The 19,020-nt window shown below is 53.5% G+C and carries 13 protein-coding genes; all 13 read right to left on the bottom strand.

Features of this window, described 5'->3' with window-relative positions; translation table 11 throughout:
- Positions 1–49 precede the first annotated feature (49 nt).
- The 13 genes from rbsK to L1F29_RS08445 all read right to left on the bottom strand — a co-directional run bounded on the left by rbsK (position 50) and on the right by L1F29_RS08445 (position 18,880).
- Positions 50–970, bottom strand: coding sequence for a ribokinase (rbsK, locus tag L1F29_RS08505; protein ID WP_258387898.1), 921 nt, complete (start codon positions 968–970; stop codon positions 50–52).
- A 125-nt stretch (positions 971–1,095) separates the two neighbouring features.
- Positions 1,096–1,854 carry an AraC family transcriptional regulator gene (locus L1F29_RS08500; RefSeq protein WP_258387897.1) on the bottom strand — a complete coding sequence of 253 codons (759 nt, stop codon included), beginning with the start codon at positions 1,852–1,854 and terminating at the stop codon, positions 1,096–1,098.
- A gap of 187 nt (positions 1,855–2,041) precedes the next feature.
- The gene (locus L1F29_RS08495; protein ID WP_258387896.1) at positions 2,042–3,277 is read right to left on the bottom strand and encodes an MFS transporter; all 1,236 of its coding nucleotides are present in this window, start codon (positions 3,275–3,277) and stop codon (positions 2,042–2,044) included.
- Between the two features lie 913 nt (positions 3,278–4,190).
- On the bottom strand, positions 4,191–4,988 hold the full coding sequence (locus L1F29_RS08490; RefSeq protein ID WP_258387895.1) for an AraC family transcriptional regulator: 798 nt from the start codon (positions 4,986–4,988) through the stop codon (positions 4,191–4,193).
- Positions 4,989–5,104: 116 nt separating this feature from the next.
- The gene (locus tag L1F29_RS08485) at positions 5,105–6,760 is read right to left on the bottom strand and encodes a DUF4855 domain-containing protein (protein ID WP_258387894.1); all 1,656 of its coding nucleotides are present in this window, start codon (positions 6,758–6,760) and stop codon (positions 5,105–5,107) included.
- 68 nt (positions 6,761–6,828) lie between these two features.
- Positions 6,829–7,542: an N-acetylmannosamine-6-phosphate 2-epimerase gene (locus L1F29_RS08480; RefSeq protein ID WP_258387893.1), complete on the bottom strand. Its 714-nt coding sequence runs from the start codon at positions 7,540–7,542 to the stop codon at positions 6,829–6,831.
- A 33-nt stretch (positions 7,543–7,575) separates the two neighbouring features.
- Positions 7,576–8,556 carry a carbohydrate ABC transporter permease gene (locus L1F29_RS08475; protein WP_258387892.1) on the bottom strand — a complete coding sequence of 327 codons (981 nt, stop codon included), beginning with the start codon at positions 8,554–8,556 and terminating at the stop codon, positions 7,576–7,578.
- Positions 8,557–8,570: 14 nt separating this feature from the next.
- Positions 8,571–9,473, bottom strand: coding sequence for a carbohydrate ABC transporter permease (locus tag L1F29_RS08470; protein ID WP_258387891.1), 903 nt, complete (start codon positions 9,471–9,473; stop codon positions 8,571–8,573).
- A gap of 7 nt (positions 9,474–9,480) precedes the next feature.
- Positions 9,481–12,048, bottom strand: a complete 2,568-nt coding sequence (locus tag L1F29_RS08465) for a DUF5696 domain-containing protein (RefSeq protein WP_258387890.1) — start codon at positions 12,046–12,048, stop codon at positions 9,481–9,483.
- A 5-nt stretch (positions 12,049–12,053) separates the two neighbouring features.
- Positions 12,054–14,114 (bottom strand): YIP1 family protein, encoded by a 2,061-nt coding sequence (locus L1F29_RS08460; RefSeq protein ID WP_258387889.1) that lies wholly within the window; start codon positions 14,112–14,114, stop codon positions 12,054–12,056.
- Between the two features lie 20 nt (positions 14,115–14,134).
- A complete protein-coding gene (locus L1F29_RS08455) occupies positions 14,135–15,013 on the bottom strand; it encodes a carbohydrate ABC transporter permease (protein ID WP_258387888.1) in 879 nt (292 codons plus the stop codon).
- A gap of 1 nt (position 15,014) precedes the next feature.
- Positions 15,015–15,968 carry a carbohydrate ABC transporter permease gene (locus L1F29_RS08450; RefSeq protein WP_373876532.1) on the bottom strand — a complete coding sequence of 318 codons (954 nt, stop codon included), beginning with the start codon at positions 15,966–15,968 and terminating at the stop codon, positions 15,015–15,017.
- Between the two features lie 2 nt (positions 15,969–15,970).
- Positions 15,971–18,880 carry an extracellular solute-binding protein gene (locus L1F29_RS08445; protein ID WP_258387886.1) on the bottom strand — a complete coding sequence of 970 codons (2,910 nt, stop codon included), beginning with the start codon at positions 18,878–18,880 and terminating at the stop codon, positions 15,971–15,973.
- Between the last annotated feature and the right edge of the window lie 140 nt (positions 18,881–19,020).

The raw sequence follows: 19,020 nt of genomic DNA, 5'->3' as shown, positions 1-19,020 counted from the left end.
AAGCGAATAGAACGATATAACAAAAAGAAGAAGCAGCAATATGCCGCCTCTAATCGCTGCTCTGAGTTCCGAGTACCTCTTCCAGTGTCGGCATGCCGTCCTGTGCTCCGAATTTCTGCACGGATAGGGAAGCTGCCGTTACGGCAAATGAAACCGCGTCATGCATAGGCTTGCCCTGCGCTAGCGCAAAGGCCAGAGCCGCATTGAAGGAATCCCCGGCGCCGGTCGTATCGACCGGCTTTACTGCAGGCGCCCGAAACGTTGCGAGCTTGCCGTCAACCGTATAAGACGCCCCTTTCTCACCGCGCGTTACGATAACGTTGCAGCCGTACCGGTTCTGAAATTCGGCGATGGATGAAGCAAGCCGATTCTCATCCTGGTCATCCGTGCCGCTAATCAGCTCCCATTCGGTCTCATTTGGCGTCATGTAATCGGTCAATTGCAGCAGCCCTTCTGGCAGCGGCCTGGCCGGTGCCGGGTTCAGGATCGTAAGCGCCCCGCCGCTCTTGGCCAGCGTGAACGCCTCCATAACGGCTTCCAGCGGCACTTCCAGCTGCGCCATCACAATATTGGCGGTCTGGATCGCTACCTTGCGCTCCCTCACGTAAGCGGCCGTGCACGATTCGTTGGCGCCGGGTACGACCACGATACAGTTGTTATCGGGCGTATGCGAAATGTGCGCCGTCCCGGTCATCCGTCCTTGAACAGCCTCCAGCCCGTCAAGCCCGATGCCGTTATCCTTCATCTGCTGCAGCAGCGTCTCGCCGAACATATCTTGTCCGACGCAGCCGATCATTCGGGTATCCGCCGTCAGGCGGGCGCAGCCCAGCGCCTGGTTGGCGCCTTTGCCGCCTGGAATATAATGTACCTCTTCGCCATGGATCGTCTCGCCAATCTTGGGCATCCGTTTCATCGAAACGACGATATCCATGTTCAAACTGCCTACCACCGTAATTCGCGGCGTAATCATACCTTATTCATCCTTTCAACCTAACGGCTCGTCAGCTTATATCGGCTATCTCTAACCAGCGCGAGCCCTTGACCTTATCCTACACAACGAAGCCGCAGAGAGACTATCCGTTTCTGGCGGTATGTTTATAGATTTTGGAGCAAAAAATGTTCCCGGTAAGCCTTGGGCGAGCTTCCGGTATCTTTCTTGAACATCATACTGAACTGTGGAGCATTGCTGAAGCCGCATTCCAGCGCAACCTCAGTTGCCGTCTTATCGGTATCAAGCAGCATCCGTTTGGCCTGCTCCAGCCGGTTGCGGATCATAAACTGGGTCGGCGAATAACCCGTTTTCTCCTTGAAGAAATGACGAAAATGATCATAGCTGTACCCGAGACTGTTCGCCAGGGCAACCATGTCAATCTTTTCGGTACAGTACTGCTCCATATATTTTTTGGCGTAGGTGACCTTATCGCTCGTTTCTTGCTTGGGCAGGCCCTTCATGAGCCTTGCGGAAGCCGCGATCAATTGGCACAACAGGCCGTGCAGAGCCATATCGTAATAATTGTCCTTGCTGCCCAGCTCATCCAGCATCTGCTTCAATATCCCCCGGATCGTTCCTTCCTTATCCTCATACAGTCCATTCTCGAACCGAACGCGTTCATTGTCGTAATAGAAACAGATGAAGATGACCTCCGTATCGGTCTCACGGTATTCATCATGCTTACAGCCGGGCTGGATAATGGTGAAGGTGCCGTCGGAATAACGATACGGGATGTCTCCGATCTTCGTCGTCCCGGTCCCGCTCACATAATAAACCAGTTCATAGTTGGCATGACTGTGATCGTCGATATGAGTCCGCTCTCCCCTTACCGTGTGATACAAAAAATCAAAGGAGAATTTCACCCAATCCCTCCCCTTGCATGCTGCCGACATCCGGCTGCTTCATGTTATCTCCATTATAAGGGATTAGGGCAGCGTAGCAAGCAGCCCCTTCATCCGATATTAAGCGCCAAGGGGCTGTCCATGGGTATGGGCAACCCACGAACAGCCCCTTGATTATGCCACCTATAACCATCTGTGCGCGAAGCGGTCACCGCGGTTCCAGAAGTCCGGATCTGGAACCGGCTCTGCCGCCCAGGACAAAGACAAGCACCCCGATCCAGCCGATAATCGAAGCGCTGGTCAACAGCACGGTCAGCGATACGCTGTCCACGAGTACCGTACTGAGAATCGGCGCGATCGTTCCGCGGATACCGAACAGCATCAGATGCAGGCCGAAGACGACGGCTTCCCGTCCAGGCGCCAGACGGAACACATAGGCGAGAATGCCGATATCCCAGATCGCATCCCCGATCCCTTGAATCCCGCTGCCGACCAATACGGCGGAGTAATTGCCGAAGAACGCATATAACATCGGAACGACGGCGAAGGCCGCAATCCCGTAGACCATCGTATGCTTGGCCGAGAAACGGTCGATAACCCATCCGATCACGAAGTAACTGATTAATAAGCATGCATAGTAAGTGGCGCGCGCATAGCCGATTTCCAAATTGCTCAATTGCAGGCGATCCACCTGAATGATTTGATAGAGCGGATTAGCCAATATATTGCCGAAGCCGGAGAAGAAGGTGGCGAGCAGGAAGATGCCCAGTTCGCGGTTCTGCTTGATTACCGTCATCTGCTCTCTCAGCGAAGCACGTTTGGCCGCCGGGGCAGGAACAGGCTCCGTTCCTCCGCCCTCCCGCAGCTTCGAGAAGACGAGAATCGAAATGACTCCCGTAATGGAGGCAACCATCAGCGGCCCGGAAGGGCCAGAAACGTCCATCCAGCTTCCGACCAGGAAGGCCATGGGGATCATCAGCGCCCCCATCATAATGCGGACATTCGCCATCAGCTTGCCGCGATGCTTCGCGGGATATACGCGCGTAATCATGGCTGCGTATGCAGGGGCTTGTATGCCCATTAAGATCTGGAAGACGAGCGCAGCCGCCACGTAAACGAGCGGAACGCCGAAGAAAGCCGGGAGCAGGATAAGTGCCCGGCCAATCAGGTTCGGAATAATCATATACGGCTTCGGATTGGATCTCTCAATTTGAGCCGCCCAGAGCGGGGAGAACAGCAGACCGATTGCGGGCGCCGCAGCAAGCAGGCCAACCTGCAAATTCGTAGCGCCTTCACGAATCGCCATCGGAATGTAAAATTGGTTGAAAACCACGTTGAACATACTGAACAGTACGGAAGCGATCGCATCGATCCTGTAATTATGTCTGGCTGTAGGATCCAATTGAAGCTTCAATCGGGACATGTTAATCGATCTGCCCGCCATTATCCATCCTCTGCCCTTCTCCAATGACTTAATACGCTAGTAGTCTCGCATGGATAACTATCATGATGCTCTATTATAGGGCATGTCCATCATAGATTATCGGGAGAAACCCGCCTATATAATGAATAATAGATGGTATATCAAAATAGTCAATAGAACTTCTCACAGGGGACCCGCAGACGACACTATTTATCGGGTGAATAGGATGACAATGTCGAATAACGGCTGCTTGGTCAGCGGCGCTGCATGAAAGCTGATCCCCCGTCATTCCTCCCCTTGTGATTGTCCACACTAAGAATGCTCCGAGATTGCCGCCGTGGACGTTTCCAAGCTTCTTACCGTTAGTGTGTGAGTACTGCGTAGTTATTGGAGCTACTGCACGTATTATATGGACATAGGATTCGCTATTCGCTGAATATAGGCCGATTTACGACAGCAGCGGACACCAAAGCCGTTATGCGCCCCAGCCCCATCCATTTAGGGGCATTATGGCACAAATAAAGACTCTCATGTCCGCAACACTCGCAAAACGACCTTGAATAATACATTAACGGATCTCAAGTCCGTTCCCTGTTAAATCGAACAGCAGTCGGATTCCACTTGTTGTTGTACAAGCTATCTTACAATTTCAACCCTGAACGGGTTCGATATTTGAGTGCTGTCCTTCCTTGTGCCCTAACGATATCACGAGTAGAGATGAAATAAAATGCCGGTGACAAACGTCCTGGCCACTTCGACATCCCTCTCTAACACTTACCAAATATTTACATTACGGCAAATCAGGTTTCGACAGGATATATGGAAGTAAAGACGCTATCAGAGGCGGGAGATAGCTGCTCCGGCGGCATCCCGGTATCGTTTCACAGCAAGAATCACCCATCGCATGAATGGGTGATTCTTGTAGGATTGGGAGCTACCCGGTGCTTTGGGCATTCTTCTTGTAGATGGATGGCGATACGCCGGTGTACTTCTTGAACGTCTTCGAAAAATAAGTCAAATCGTTAAAACCGACGCCATAGCACACATCGGTCACGGTCAAGTCGGACCGGAGCAGAAATTCGGTCGATTTATTGATTCGCACGTCGTTTAAGTAATCGTTGAACGTTTTTCCGGTAAACGATTTAAACAAATGGCAAAAATACGTTTTTGATATTTTGGAATATTTGCAAATGTGCTCCAACCGGATTTCTTCGTCGTAATGCTTCTGGATATATTCAACCGCCCGATTAATATTGGGCCAATACTTGCCTGACTTATCCTCCTGCAGGGAGGCATTATTCTGCCCGGTTTCCCGGATAATGTAGGACAACAGCTTGAGCAAGCTGCCTTTCAGCACAAATTCGTAATAGTCCTTGAATCCCTCGTACTCCTCCACCATATCTTGAAATAGCGTTTGAATCCGGTGTACATTAGCGCCCGATAACGGCAATTTCGGTATTTCGTTCAGTTGGCTTATCCGGAACGGATAGTCGATAAATTCCGGCTGAAATTCGCACCCGTAGATTTCCAGCTTGTCGGTGTCGAATTCAAAGCTGTGCACGGCATAGGGCGGAACGACAAACATGCTTCCCTTCATCATAGTGTACTCACGGCCTTGAATGATGTGTTTGAACGTTCCCTTGCTCACATACCAGATTTGCACATAATCATGAGCATGAGGCAGTTCAATACTTCCGAATGTCTCATCGATTTTATACAGCTTGCAAGACATATTCTCCCGCATTTCAAACTTTGCTGAGAAAAACCGGATTCCGGCCATACGTATCACTCACCTCGCATGTTTCCAAGATTAGTTGGACTGGACTAGAGTGGCGGCTGCATCCTTCATTACTGCTTGACGTATGTTCCCTTGACAAATTGGTACATCAGATCGTAATTCTCGCGAACGGCCGGGTCTTGGCTTCTCGCGCTGTCCAGCAGGGCTGTGTTGCCTTGATAATGAGCTTTGTACGCGCCTGTCATATAACCGTAGTCGACCCCTCCGTTCAAATAATGGATGTACCGTTCCTTGAACACCGGATCGGTATTCATCCGTTCATCCAGCTCCATCTCCACGCCGATGCCATACTGCTTCGCCAGCTCCGCCGCAGCTTGGATGCGCGAAGGGTCCATTTCGTCGAAGAAGAAGTTCGGCTGGTACGCTACAGCGTCAAAGCCCAGCTCCTCCCAAGCAAAGATGCCGCCGCCGTAGAAATAGGGGATCCAGAAAAACTTCTGTTTCTCCTGATGCACGAGCCCGCTCGTGTACTGGATAATTTTCTTATCGTTGGCATCGTACAGATCGGCGCCTTCGTTCAGCCAATACATGCCGGACAATTCCAGATTGGAGTAGTTCTTCTCCGCCCAGCGCTGCTTGACCTGGTTCATATACCATGTCACGGCTTTCTGCTTATCCAGATAAGCCGATTCCATGCCAACCTGGTCCGGATTGAAATTCTCCATAACGCCGTCGCCGTCCACGTCCCCGAATTCCCCTACCGCATCGCCCGGGTTCGGAACCATCAGCACGACCTTCACCTTATGCTTGGCCTCGCCCAGCTTGCCCGCGACCTCCTTGGCGGCTTCGTTGAGCTGCCACATGTCGCCTTGCGCCGCAAATGTCTTGTCCAGATACCACTGCCAATCCGCGAATTTCGCATTGATGCCGAAATCCCGCTGTCCGTCCTGCGTCCGCAAACCAAGATACAGCACGCCATCGTAGAACCAGTCGACAGGCTCGCCTTGACCGTCTATATAGCTAATGTACGGGATAATGTTGTCCTTCGTCCAGTCTCCCGCTCCGCTGTCATAGTGTCCATTATACAGCAGCGCCAGATTGCGGATGCCGTCCGTCGCTTTGCCCGGCTGCAGATAAGCCGGCTGCTCCGGCTTCAGCTTGACGGCATGCTTCGCTTTGCCGTCGACGCCCCAAATTTCGATTTCGTCGATGAAGGTCCACACCTGGGTCATAAACGTTATTTTGACATACCGCGTATAGACCGCCTGCGCATTCTTATTGTCTTTCGGCAGGCCGTCTTCCGCAATGTCCCAGACAAAATTCTGATCCGTTGCCGGACCCGGCGACCAGAGCGGGATAGCGGAATTCATGTCCTTCAGCGGCGCCCAATTCACCCCGTCATCGGACACATACATCGAGACCGCATTCGGGTAGAAGATGCCGACTCCCGTATCCTGAATGAAATGCGCCTTCACGGCATGAATCGATTGATAATCCTGCAAGTCAAAGACAACTTCCCGCGTAAGTCCTCGAAGATGGCCCTGCCAAGCCGGGTCCATAAAGTCTAACGACCCGTTCACGCCATCGGTCAGCTCGTTACCGGAATCCGGATAGGACTCGTAAGGATCCTCCGACAATTGATAGCTTAAGCCTGAGGCCAGATTTCTGGGGCTTTCCGCGTCCTTCTTGGCCAGCGCAGTCGAAGCAAGCGCAAGCAGCATAACGACTGTTAACATGAGGGTAAGTCCTTTCCTTACAGAAACCATCAAATTACCTCCTCAGATTCAAATGGTTTATTTCATGCTTCCACATTCTTAACGTCCGGCTCGCGCACCTAGTGCGCGTTCATATCCACCTCCCCTCGGTGCCGGATGGCTTCTACAAACCGCTTCGTAATCTCCTGCGGCCGTGTAATCGCCGTTCCGATCACAACGGCATGCGCGCCCGCTTCAAAGCAGCGAAGGCAATCGCCTGCCGTCCAGATGCGGCCTTCTGCCAATACGGGCACCCGCTTCAAGCCGGCCAGCCGCCGCACCAGCTCGAAATCCGGCTCCTGCTGCTGCAGGCTGTAGGACGTATAGCCGGACAAGGTGGTGGACACCAGATCGGCTTGCAAATCCATCATGCGGACGCCTTCCTCGAAGGTGGATACATCCGCTACGATGGCGACCGAAGGGAATCGTTCGCGCAGCGAGCGAATGAACTCCTCCAGGGCAAGACCGTCCGGCCTCGTTCTTGCGGTCGCATCCACGGCGACGAAATCGGCGCCGGCGGATACGATTTGCTCGACTTCGGTCATCGTCGGCGTAATGTAAATGTCGGAGTTGTCGTAGATTCGTTTGTACAATCCGATGACCGGCAGCGAGCAGCGATTCTTAATCACTTCGATGTCCTTCGGCGTATTGGCGCGAATGGCGACGGCCCCGCCCTCCTCGGCGGCGACGGCCATGGCCGCCATCATGTCCGAGCCGAATAACGGCTCGTGCTTCAAGGCTTGGCAGGATACGATACATCCCGCCTTTAATCGATTAATGAGTGCGGTTTCCATCCGTTCCACTCCTTCGTCTGTAGAAAGATCATCTTAGCCCACAAGCCCTGTCCGCTCTACGCTTTCGACGAAATAGCGCTGCGCGAACAGGTACAGCAGGAAGATCGGCGCAATAGCGAGAAGCGTCGCGGTATTGATAAGCAAGGATACATAGGAGTACTCATCCCGGATGGCCAAGAGGTTGGATGGGAGAATGTACAGCATTTTTGACAAGACGACGGAATTGGCCATATACAAGTTGGTGAAATAGTCATCGTTCCACTGCCATACGAAGGAGAACAGCGCAACGGTAGCCATCGCCGGGATCGCATTGGGCAGCATGACTTTGAAGAACGACTTCATGATTCCCGCTCCGTCCACATAGGCGGCTTCCTCGAGCTCCTTCGGAAGCCCCCGGAAAAATTGCCGGAATATATAGATGTACAGCCCGTTCTTCATCCCCATCGCCGTCGCCGACGATATGAAGAACGGCCAGTAGCTTTCCAGCAGGTTCACGCCCGGTTTGCCGGTGAACAGGCCGTACAGCCCGAATACGTCGAAGAAGCGGAAATGCAGATAGGTCGGCGCCATAATCGTTTGCGGCGGAATCACGATCGTGAATACGACCAGCGCAAACACGATGCTGCTGCCCTTAAACTTCAATCTCGCAAATCCGTAACCCGCCAGCGCGCAAGAGATGACTTGGAGCACAGCCGTTCCGGCGCTCAGAATGAAGGTGTTCGTCACGGCCTCGAAATAATCCAGCAGCTCGATCGCCTTGTAAATATTGTCCATCGTAAAGTGCCGGGGGATCCAGACGATCGTCGAATCGAAGATATCGGCGCGATCCTTGAAGGCGATCGACAATTTGGTCAGAATCGGGTAAATAATGATGAAGCAGATCCCGAACAGAAGAAAGCTTCGGACTATAATCCACAGCACATTTTTCACTTTATCGACCGGCCGGTAGCTGCTGTTCCACTCTCTCACAGTGGCGGCGGCTGAAGCGCCGCGGTTAGGGGTTGCTGCTTTCATACGTATCCTCCCGCCTAATCATAGTAGAACACCCGCTTGGAAATGATGGTTGTCGAGATCAGCAGAATGATCGAGATCAAGACAAAATACGCCCAGGACATCGCCGAGCTTAAACCGAAATTCAACTGCCGGAACGCAATGTCCTTGATGTAGTTCGTAACATTGTTCTTGTAGAACGAGTCGACGATCGAATATACCGTGTTCGTTAATATAAGCGGCGTCATCATCGGGAACGTAATTTTCCAGAACGATTCATACCCTGTCGCTCCCTCCATCTTGGAGGCTTCGTACAAGGACGGCGAAATCGACTGAATCCCCGCCAGGAAAATGAGAATCTGGACGCCGGAAGACGTCACGATCTGATAGATCCGGTCGACCGCCCCGGCAAAATAGAAAACGACGGATCGGCTCATGCCGGCATCCAGCAGAAAAGGAATCAGGTCGAAGCCGCTAAGGCCGGTATAGTTTCCTTCCATGTCGTTAGCGGCCTCGCCCATCATGGATGCCAAATAGTTGCTGCCGTCCAGGCCCGCGATGACCCCCGACGCCATCACGACGGGGAGGAAGATGATCGACCGCGTCAGCATCCGTCCCCGGAATTTTTGCGAGAGCAGCGTCGCCGTGAACAAACTGAAGAAAATGATCAGCGGCACGTTCAGCAGCATCTTCGTCACCGCTTCCGTCAAGCTCCGGTTAAACCAGGTATCGACGAAGAACGCTTTATTGAAATTAGCCCATCCGACGTATTCAAGCGAGTAGCCTGTCGCGTTAATGGTCAATTCGCTGAAGCTGAACCGGATCGACTGGTATAAGGGGACGGCCATCAATAGCAAGAATCCGATTATCCACGGGGAAATAAACAACACGCCAAATATCGATTTTTTCCTCTCCAGGCTGAGCAGACGTTTCTTTGCCATGTGCGATTCACCCCTTCACCTTATAGTGCTCGGCTTCAATCGTTTCGCCGTCGACCGTAACCGCTTCATAACCGTAATTGACGATAACGGACAGACCGTTCTCGTAAGTCGTCTCGTAGACGCCTTCATCCAGCTTCTCGTGCTTGATCATGCGCTGCCCCCGGACCTGCTTCAGAATGCCGTTCACCTCGCGGTAGATTTGCTGCGCTTCATCCATCCAATCCTTGTAATAGGTCGCATACAGCTCCTTATAAATATTGGGATTGATCGAAGCCGGATCCTTGTACATCCATCTGTAAAAGACATTCGATCCCGTCTCGAGCGATTTCAGCACCGACTTGCGGATATTCTGATCGTCGTTATAATTGAACGGCTTGCCGGCATAATCGACATATCCGTGCAGCACCATCTGATAGAACGGAATCGATTCGTCCGCCAGCTGATAACGGTTGCTCTCCAGCGGCACATGGAGCAGTTGGCTGGCATAAGGCAGCACGAACGCATTGCCCCCGCTGACCATCAGCTCCGGCGCTTCCTCCTTAAGCCGTCCGGCCTCGGCGGTTATGGTTCGTACCGCAAGCTGCCTGTCGACCGTTTCCCCGACCGTAAAGTCCGAATTGACTTCCTCGCCCAGGTCGTGCAGGGACAGGGCGCCCGGATTATAGTCCCGGTAATCCTCCAGAAACTCGTCGATAAGACCGCCGAGCTTATTCGGAGACAAGTTATAATGCGAGAACAGGTCATAGTTCTTCTGATAGGTGGCCAGATCGTACGTATAGATCTTCGTAATTCTCCGCGACAGGAACTGCGCGGCATCCCGGGAAGGGCTGTAGCCCGACTTGCGGTATACCCGAAGGAAGGAAACATCGGGATACAAACCGCCGCCGTCCTGCTTCAGCCGCTCGGCAAGCGCTTTCCATTCCTTGCGGGTGCCGAGGACGCTTTCGTGCCTGACCTTGGTCGGAATGCGATGCTCCAGCCCGCCGTTAAACCAGCCGTTATAGCTGACTCTTATATTGCGGATGTCCTGGGCGTTCAGACTGTCCAGCAGCTTATTGGCCTGTGCGAAATCGGTTAAAGGCTCCTGCGTATCGTAAGGAATTCCGAGCAGACTGTCCGGCTTGGACATGCTGCCGAGCAGCTCCAGGTAGAACGGGGCATCTCCCTTCGCCTGCATCGTCTTCATGCCGTATTTCTGTTCGAGATAATGGCGGTAATACGCAGCCATGCTGGAATAATCCGCCTTCTCGCCGTTAAGAAAGCCGTACCGGATTTGCAGCTTGCCTTGATACATCCGATTAGGCGTCCGGATCGTTTGCTCCGTATTGCTCAGCTGTACGACATCTTTGGGCAATACGGTAAAGACGCTGCTCACCGTGTTGTATTGATGCAGCCGGCCGCTAATATCCGCCGTCAATTTGGCCAATGCCTCGCCATCCTCGATAATGCCGAACAATGCGGCATCGCTGCGTTTCATTCCGAATACCGGCAGCCGGCTCGATTCGACCGTTACGGCCTTCTCCGTCTTGCTCATCGACCCATCGTCGCCATAGATCGGGAGGATCAGCGGCTGGGACAGCAGCTTTCCGTTGTTCAGGTTAATGAGCGCTCCCGAACCGTCGGGCACAAGCATGTAGCCTTGATCGCTCAGCCCCATTGCCCCGAAGCTGCCGAGCAGCCCGATCGAATGAATGCGATACGGCTTGCCGTCTTCAATCTTGGTCGTATCGACCGAGGCGATCAAACTGTCGCCATCGAGCGAATATTGCAGCGGAACGGTAAATTTGGCGGCGCCTCCGCCTTCATCGGACGCTTCCACGCCGTTTTCTTGATTGTCCGCGGCCAAATCCTCCTCGGTATAGCCCGCTAATTCAAACAGCGCAATCAGCCGCTTGAGGGCAGCCTTCGGAATTTCCCGCCGCTCGTAAATTTGCGTCTCCTTGTTCAGCTTGAACCGGGCGTCGAGCTCTTCCTTATCGCCTTCATCGTTCAGCTTGTTCATCAGTTTCTCTTCGAATCTTGCTTTACTGATTTTTTGCGGGATCGATTCGATTCCTTTCTCCGTGCTCCCGAACCGGTAGGTTACCGTAACGCTGCTGTCCGATTGCTCGATATCGAATTGTTTATACTGAACGCTGTCCGTATAGCTGTCATAGCTCTGCGTCTGATTGTTCCGGACCAAGTAGACGAGCTGCAGCTGGGAAGATAGATTGGACAGAATTTGCGGTGTTGCCAGCGGATCCTTCTCGCGGTCAGCCGGATTCGATCTCCATATTTGGCCGCTTCGTTTATCCAATACCGCCACTTCAGTTGTCTGCTTGTTCATGAATAACCGGAGCGTCCCGTTCTCCAGTACAGGATCCATGCCTGCCGGAGGCTGCAGATCAGACGGCGCGGCCGTACCCGATTCGTCAAAAACCGGTATGCTCTTCTGCGCGGCTGGATCCTTACCCGCCGCAGGCAGGCTGCCGGAGCGGATCGGATCCGGAGCGAGGACGGTTCCATAGACGATAACCGCAGCAATAATAACAAACAGGGTTGATACGGTTAGAATGTGTTTCCAATATGCCGTCACCTTCCTCACCCCTCCCCGATCCGGAACTTGATCTCTTGGTATATCGTCGTTCCGAACTGTAATATTTGCTGCGCAAGGCTGACCATCAGCATGCCCAGGAAGACGATGATTCCCATGACCAGCAAGGTCAGCAGCATCGTGACGACCGTCTTCAGCACATTGTACTGATGTACGGTCAGCATACCGATGAATAACAGCAAGACGAACCACAGGTATGCGAATGATTCGATCAAACTGTAGAAGGATACTTCCTTCAATGTGATGACTCTGGAGAACAAGAGGAGCGGTCCCTGCACAAGCAGCAGCGGAATCAGCGCCACACCGGTCGCCATGACGATTTCCTTGAACTTGCCCTCGCCGTCCATGAGCGTCGTGATCGACCAGTTGGACACGCACCAGAGGAAGAACGGCAGCACGATAAATTTAAGCTCATCCAGACTGTTGACGACCATATCGTTGACCGGATTAATGACGAACCCGGAATATTGGCGCCTCAAAATCGACATGATGGTGAGCAGGAGCAGTATGAGAAGGGTGAACCATACCCTGCCTTTCTGCTCGTATTTCATCGCCCAGAATCCGTTGAACGGTCTGAATAACGTCTGCCAAGCCGAGCGGATGACGCCCGGTTCCGTATCGCGAACCCGGATGAGCTTGAAGGCCAGGATCAGCAGCACAATGGCGACGACACTGACAGACGCAATGGTGGGGAAGTGGTTCCACAACCATTCCTTCCGGTACCGGTCGAATGCCTTGGAATAATAAACCGGATGCGTCCCGAGCTTAAAGCTTGCCATCGCCGCATAGTTATTGTTCTGCACAAGCTCCCCTTTGCCGATCCCGAGGTAAGCCATTTCCAGATTCCGGTTTAATTTCAATGCCTCCTGCCACCACTTGACGGAATTGCTCTCTTCGCCGAGGTCGTTATAGATGACGGCACTGCGGATGGCTTCCCCATACCGCGTCGGCTCGAACACGGTCAGATGATTCAAGCCCCTATCCAGAACAACGATGCGGTCGCCGAGCACGCTCACTTCCACGGGAGTCTTGAATTGCCCGAATTGCTCGCCGAGCGCGCCGAACTGGTACATCATTTTGCCGTCCTTGTCGTACGTGAAGATCCGCCCCCGCTTCGTGTCCAGGATGCTATAGATCCCGTTCTTATCCGGAGCGACGCTGACAATCGTGGAACGCCCCTGCCTGGTGCCTCTGAACGATGTGCGGATGTCGCCGGACGGCGTGAACCAGCCTTCGCGGCGCAGCACGTCGGAGCCCGAAGGATTGAGCCGCCGCACCGGCTCCGCCGAGGTGCCGTCACTCGTCGTCACATATAGAAAATCCTCTTCGTCGATATCGATATTGTTGAATTCAACGGGGATGAACAAGGCCATCGCTTCCCGCTGCGCTTTGGTCGAGACCTGCTTCCAGAACCATTCCGCCGGATCGACCATAACCTTATTCACGCCGATAAATCCGGTGAAATTGCCTTCCGAGTCGAACTCGATGACGCCGTCGAATACCCCTTTGCTGACGACATAGAGGCGTCCTGCCGTATCGACAACGAGCTTTGTCGGCACGTAGGTGAAATTAGCCCGCAGAATATCCGCCTTCGGCGGGCCGATCTCGCGGATGAATTCGCCGTCCGTCGTCAGCTCGACGACCCGTTTATTGCCGGTATCTGCCACGAACAGGCGGTTCCGGTCGCTGACGAAGAGGCCGAGCGGCTCCTTGAACGTATCGGTTCTGCCGCCGTTATCGAAGCTCTCGATCACGTTCATTACGTTCCCCGCTTTATCGATCTCGACAACGCGCTGATTTCCTGAATCCAATACGAAGATATGGCCTTCCTTCGTAATGTACATATCCTCCGGCGTTTTGAAGGAGCCGATATTCAAGCCGCCGCCGGTGATCAGTTTTGCCGGCAAATAAGGGACCGGGGCCGAGTCGGCCGTGCCTTCGTCGGAATAGTTATATCCGTCGTAGGGGGCCGCATATGCCGCAGGCACAGCCCCGGCCGCAGCAAGCAAGAACAGGAAAAGCGTCACAATCTTCCGTATTCGCTTCACGATAGGCTTCTCCTTTTCCACTAATCTTTCATGCCTGAGGTGGACATCGTCTGCAGCACATTGCTCTGCGTAATGACGAAGATGATGATCGGAACGCTGATCATGAGCAGCGTCGCCGCCATCGACGGACCTGTGCGGATAATGCCCCCCGCAAGAATTTGACCCAGCGCGTAATCAATGGTTTTCAGCTGTTCGCTGTAAATATACATCGATCCGGCAGCACCGCCGGCTCCCCACAAGCCCTGGAAGGAGAAGATGATCAGGGTCAGCCACGCCGGCTTGACCACCGGCATGACAATGCGCCAGAAAATGCGGTACTCGCTGCACCCGTCAATTTGCGCCGCTTCCAGCAGCGCATCCGGGATTTGCTCCATGAACTGCTTCATCAGGTACAGCCCCAGCGACGAGCCGATCGCCGGAATGATGACCGCCCAATACGTATCGATCATGCCGAACCAGGACATCGTCATGTAGTTCGTCACCTGCGTTACCGTCCCGGAGAACATCAGCGACAGCACGACGACCGTGAACAGCACCGATACGCCCGGAAATTTGCGCTTCGCCAGCGGGTATGCGGCAAGCGATGCGATGATGACGTGGCCTGCCGTTCCGATGAATGCAATGAAGAACGTGTTGAACATATATCTCGTAAACGGCACCCATGTACCCGACATCAAATTATACAAGTCGGTAAAATTGTTCAGGCTCGGGTTCCGTACGAGAAACTTCGGCGGAAACTGCAGGATTTCGTTGATCGGTTTAAAAGCGTTGCTGATCACGAATACAAGAGGCAGCGCCATAAAGTAGCCTAACGCCGCAAGGAACAGAAACAGCAGCAGATCGCCTGCTCGGGACCGGTTGATTTTGTTGCCCCTTAATAACTTGGCAGCGGCACTCATCTTAATCACCAACCTTCTTCAGCAGCTTTTGCACGAGCAGATTGGAGCCAAGCATAATGCCGAACAAGACGGTTGCGATCGAAGACGCGTATCCCATCTCGAACCGGATATTGCCATAGTCCATCAAGTGCGTCACAATCGTATGGCCCGCGTACTGCACGCTCGGAAAACCGGCAAGCGTTGTCGCGACTTCAGCGACGGCAAATGACGATGTGATCTGAATAACCGCGCCGAACATCAGCTGGGGCCGCATCGAAGGCAGCGTAATGAACCACAGCTCCTGCCACCGGTTGCGGATGCCGTCGATCGCGCCGGCCTCGAACAGCGTCTTATCCATGCTCTGCAAGCCCGCGATAAACGCGAGAAAGCTGGTGCCGAGGCTGAGCCATAGTTGCACGATAATAATGATCGTCATAATGTATTGCGGATCCTTGAGCCATAAGATCGGCTCCGCGATCAAGCGGAATTTCAGCAGGAAGGCATTGATATAGCCGTAAGAGTCCCCGCTGAACAATAACGTCCATACGATGAAGGCGTTGCCGGACAATACCGGAGCGTAGAAGACTAGTGTCGCCACCGCCCTGACCTTGGGCGACAGCTCGTTAATGACCCACGCCAGCACGAAACAAACGACATAACTGATCGGACCGGTAATCGCCGCAAAATAAATCGTGTTCTTCACGGCAAGCAGAAAGATATCGTCTCTGATAAACAATCTCGCGTAATTTTGCCAGCCTACCCAATCGGGAAATTCCAGCATGTTGAAATTCGTAAAGCTGACCGTGAGCGACAAGAAAACCGGGAGGACCGTGAAGATGAGAAATATCGTAAAATAAGGCGCAATCATGACATACATGTGTTTGTGCCGCTTCACTTCGCTCATTTTCTTCGCCCAAACCGACGCTCTTGGCTGCTTCAGCACCCGTTCTCCCGGTTTCCGGCTTAATGGAATCATGCTCATGACCGCCCTCCCTTCTCCTCTGCTGTCGGCAGCTTGAATTCTTTGCGCTTGATCGTTATTTCTTCATTGATCGTGCGCACGTAATCAAGCAGCGTTTCCCTCGGATCGGTCTTGCTGTTGATCACGGAATAGAAAGCGTTCTGCACATGCCGCACCAGCGAATACCCGCCGGGAACATCTGGCATTCCGCGCACCCACTCCCATTGCGACATTAACTGGTTGTATTCCTTGGCGGACCAAGGCAGCTGTTTCATTGCTGCGATGTTCGCGGCCGCATACCGGCCGGATTCGCCGAGAAGCGCTTCCAATTCGCGGCCGAATGTCGCCTGGGCTTCCGTATCGGTCCACCAGTCGATAAACTTCCATGCCGCATCCTTGTTTTTCGTATTCTTGAACATGACCGTTCCGATGCTCGTCGACAGCGTCTCGCGGTGTATCTCGCCGTCCTCGCCGAGCACGCCCGGTACGGGAGCGAAGCCCCATTGCCCGCGGATTTCCGGCGCGAAGATTGTCAGCGTATTGTAGGTCGTATAGTCCGCGATTCCTAGCGGCATCTCGCCTGTCCGGAAACGGTTCACGAATTCGAATTCCTGCGGCAGCTTATAGTTGTTGTACAGCTCCGTCCATTTCTTGAACGCCTTGATTCCGACGGACGAATCGAGATCGGTCCTCATTCCTTCATCCTTGTAGTACTGGCCCCCGTTCTGATAGAGGAGCATCTCGAATACGGGCGTCGGCGTCATGCCGACCTGCATATGATGCTTCTGCAGCACGGGGATGACATGGTACAAATCCGTCCACGAATCGGGAACCTTCAGCTTGAGCTCCTCCAGAATGTCCTTGCGGTAGAACAGCATCGGGAAAGATTGCTTCTCCGGAATAGCGAAAATTCCGTTCTGGTACGTGAAGCCGACGAAGGCGCTGTCCATGAACCGCTCCCGGACGTCGTCAAAGCCGGGGTATTTCGACAAATCTTCCAGCGCATGCCGCATCGCGAAGTTGACGACCTCGCCCGTCGACAGAGCGACATCGGGACCTTTCCCCGCCAAGGTCGAAGGCAGCAGCACTTTGCTGTCCACCAACTGCAGGTCGATCTTGATCCCCGTCTCCGGCGTAAACGAGTTATCGATCATCGAGCGGATCAGCTGCGCCTGATCGCGGCCGCCGTTCACCCACACGACTACGGAGTCGTCCTTGAAGCCGCTTCCGACATTGTTATAATCCTCCGTGAACGAGGATGCGAAGGAAAGCAGATCATGCTTCAAGCGGCTGAAGAATCCCGTCGTAGCTTTGGGCGTACCGGCATCCGGCGATTTGACGAACAAATAATCGAGCTCAAGCGGCTGTTGATTGACGCCAAGCAGCCACGTTCCAAGCGATGTTACGTTATCCTTGAAGTTCTTCAGGCGGTCGGTCAGCGTCTCCGGCCGGCTGCCGAGATCGCCCAGCTGATAGGATGTCGTGCGCAGAATCGTGGCGCTTTCGCTTGCCCCTCCGATCAATTGGTCCATGCGGTCTGCCGCCGCTTCGAGCGATTTGCTCTGTTTCAGAAACATGTCCGTCATTCCCGGAATCAGCTTCTCCAGCTGATAGTCGCGGAAGGCATCCGGCTCCGTGCCGGTAATCATGATAATCTGCCGATACAGCTTGTTTAGTTCCTGAATGCTCTTGCGTACCGATTGAATGACTTCCGAGAGCTCGCCCATCGTCACTTCGAGCTTGATTTCATGCTTGCCCTTGGTCAGATAGAATAAGTAAGGCTGTTCCTCCGGGCCGGCAACGCCGACCTGCCAGGCGCCATCGTATTGAAAGGTGATGTGCTCCGCTTCCTTGAACGGGATTTGATCGTCGATATACAGCTTGCGCACGACGTTCACCCCACGGGACAGATTCTGTTTATAACGGAAACCGATCTCGTATAGGCCGTCTTCGGGAATGTCCGTCTCCCAAGTGATCCATTGACCGGGAATTTTCCAATTGATCCCGCCGATTGTATTCATCCGAATCTTCGACACATGGTAAGGCTCCGTTCCCGGACTCGACCGGTCGTTGATCGGGTACAGGGAAGGGCTCGATTTGTATAGCGCATCTTCGCCTTGAAGCTTGATCATAACGTCATTCGTAACCTTGTAGCCCTGCGCGTCATAACCGCCGGCAAGCTCCTCGTAGGACGGAAGCTGCTTCTCTTGAAAGAACTGCAAATAATCGATTACCATCGGTTCGCGGAGAGAGACCAGCTCAATCCGGTGCTTGCCCTTTGTCATATAAAAGGAGAACGGCTCCTGAAAGTAGCTCTCCGCATCGCTAAAGCTCTTGTCCTGCCACTTGGGACTTTCGACTTGCCTTGGCCGCAAGTCGTTCTCGTTGCGGTCGCGCTGTATGTCCGGCCGTTCATTGCGCCATACCCGAGAAAAAACGAGTCTGTTCGCTTCCTCGAACGGAAGCGCGCCATCGATCCGGAATTCCCGTTCAATAGGCGAGCTGTTCCCGGCAACCGGAAAATAACGCAAACCGAAGTGATACAGCCCGTCTTCCGGAACTTCAATGTCCCAGTATATCGATCCCGATTCCTCCGTCCGCACGACGGGGCTTGCCGCTTGCTCGAATGAATCCAGAATTTCCGCCTTCATTCCGTGAGTACCCGCGAACGCTTCCGCTTCGATCCGCCCAATTCCATCAGGACGGACGGCATTCGAGTATCGGGCTGCATACTGTTCATAGCGAAGTATTGACGACGATGGGGTATCCGGCGTAACTTCCGGCTGGTCCGCCTCCGTCCCGGCTAGCGCCGGTTCCTTCGCTTTGATTGCCGGCTCATCCGCCGTTATAAAAGAGGTGACGATCCATACGGCAACAATCGCGATTATGGCAACAGCAGCAATATGCTTTCTCTGTAAGATCCGCACGCCCAGCTCTCCTTCCTTACCTGATCCACTACTGTCCCAAGGCGTACCCGAAGGCGTTCCCCATCCGCTCAATCATAAGAGCGTCTGCGCTGTATTCATTCAAGCTTATGCCGCCCTTGCGGGCAGATGGGGATAGGCCG

The sequence above is a fragment of the Paenibacillus spongiae genome (genome assembly GCF_024734895.1).
Taxonomy (GTDB): domain Bacteria; phylum Bacillota; class Bacilli; order Paenibacillales; family Paenibacillaceae; genus Paenibacillus_Z; species Paenibacillus_Z spongiae.
Note: the sequence above shows the minus strand (reverse complement) of the source record. Positions and strands in the feature narration are given on the sequence as shown.

What these genes read in the sequence shown, in the direction of transcription:
- rbsK (WP_258387898.1), bottom strand. Translation starts at nt 970, where the DNA reads ATGATTACGCCGCGAATTACGGTGGTAGGCAGTTTGAACATGGATATC.
- L1F29_RS08495 (WP_258387896.1), bottom strand. Translation starts at nt 3,277, where the DNA reads ATGGCGGGCAGATCGATTAACATGTCCCGATTGAAGCTTCAATTGGAT.
- L1F29_RS08490 (WP_258387895.1), bottom strand. Translation starts at nt 4,988, where the DNA reads ATGTCTTGCAAGCTGTATAAAATCGATGAGACATTCGGAAGTATTGAA.
- L1F29_RS08485 (WP_258387894.1), bottom strand. Translation starts at nt 6,760, where the DNA reads ATGGTTTCTGTAAGGAAAGGACTTACCCTCATGTTAACAGTCGTTATG.
- L1F29_RS08480 (WP_258387893.1), bottom strand. Translation starts at nt 7,542, where the DNA reads ATGGAAACCGCACTCATTAATCGATTAAAGGCGGGATGTATCGTATCC.
- L1F29_RS08475 (WP_258387892.1), bottom strand. Translation starts at nt 8,556, where the DNA reads ATGAAAGCAGCAACCCCTAACCGCGGCGCTTCAGCCGCCGCCACTGTG.
- L1F29_RS08470 (WP_258387891.1), bottom strand. Translation starts at nt 9,473, where the DNA reads ATGGCAAAGAAACGTCTGCTCAGCCTGGAGAGGAAAAAATCGATATTT.
- L1F29_RS08455 (WP_258387888.1), bottom strand. Translation starts at nt 15,013, where the DNA reads ATGAGTGCCGCTGCCAAGTTATTAAGGGGCAACAAAATCAACCGGTCC.
- L1F29_RS08450 (WP_373876532.1), bottom strand. Translation starts at nt 15,968, where the DNA reads ATGATTCCATTAAGCCGGAAACCGGGAGAACGGGTGCTGAAGCAGCCA.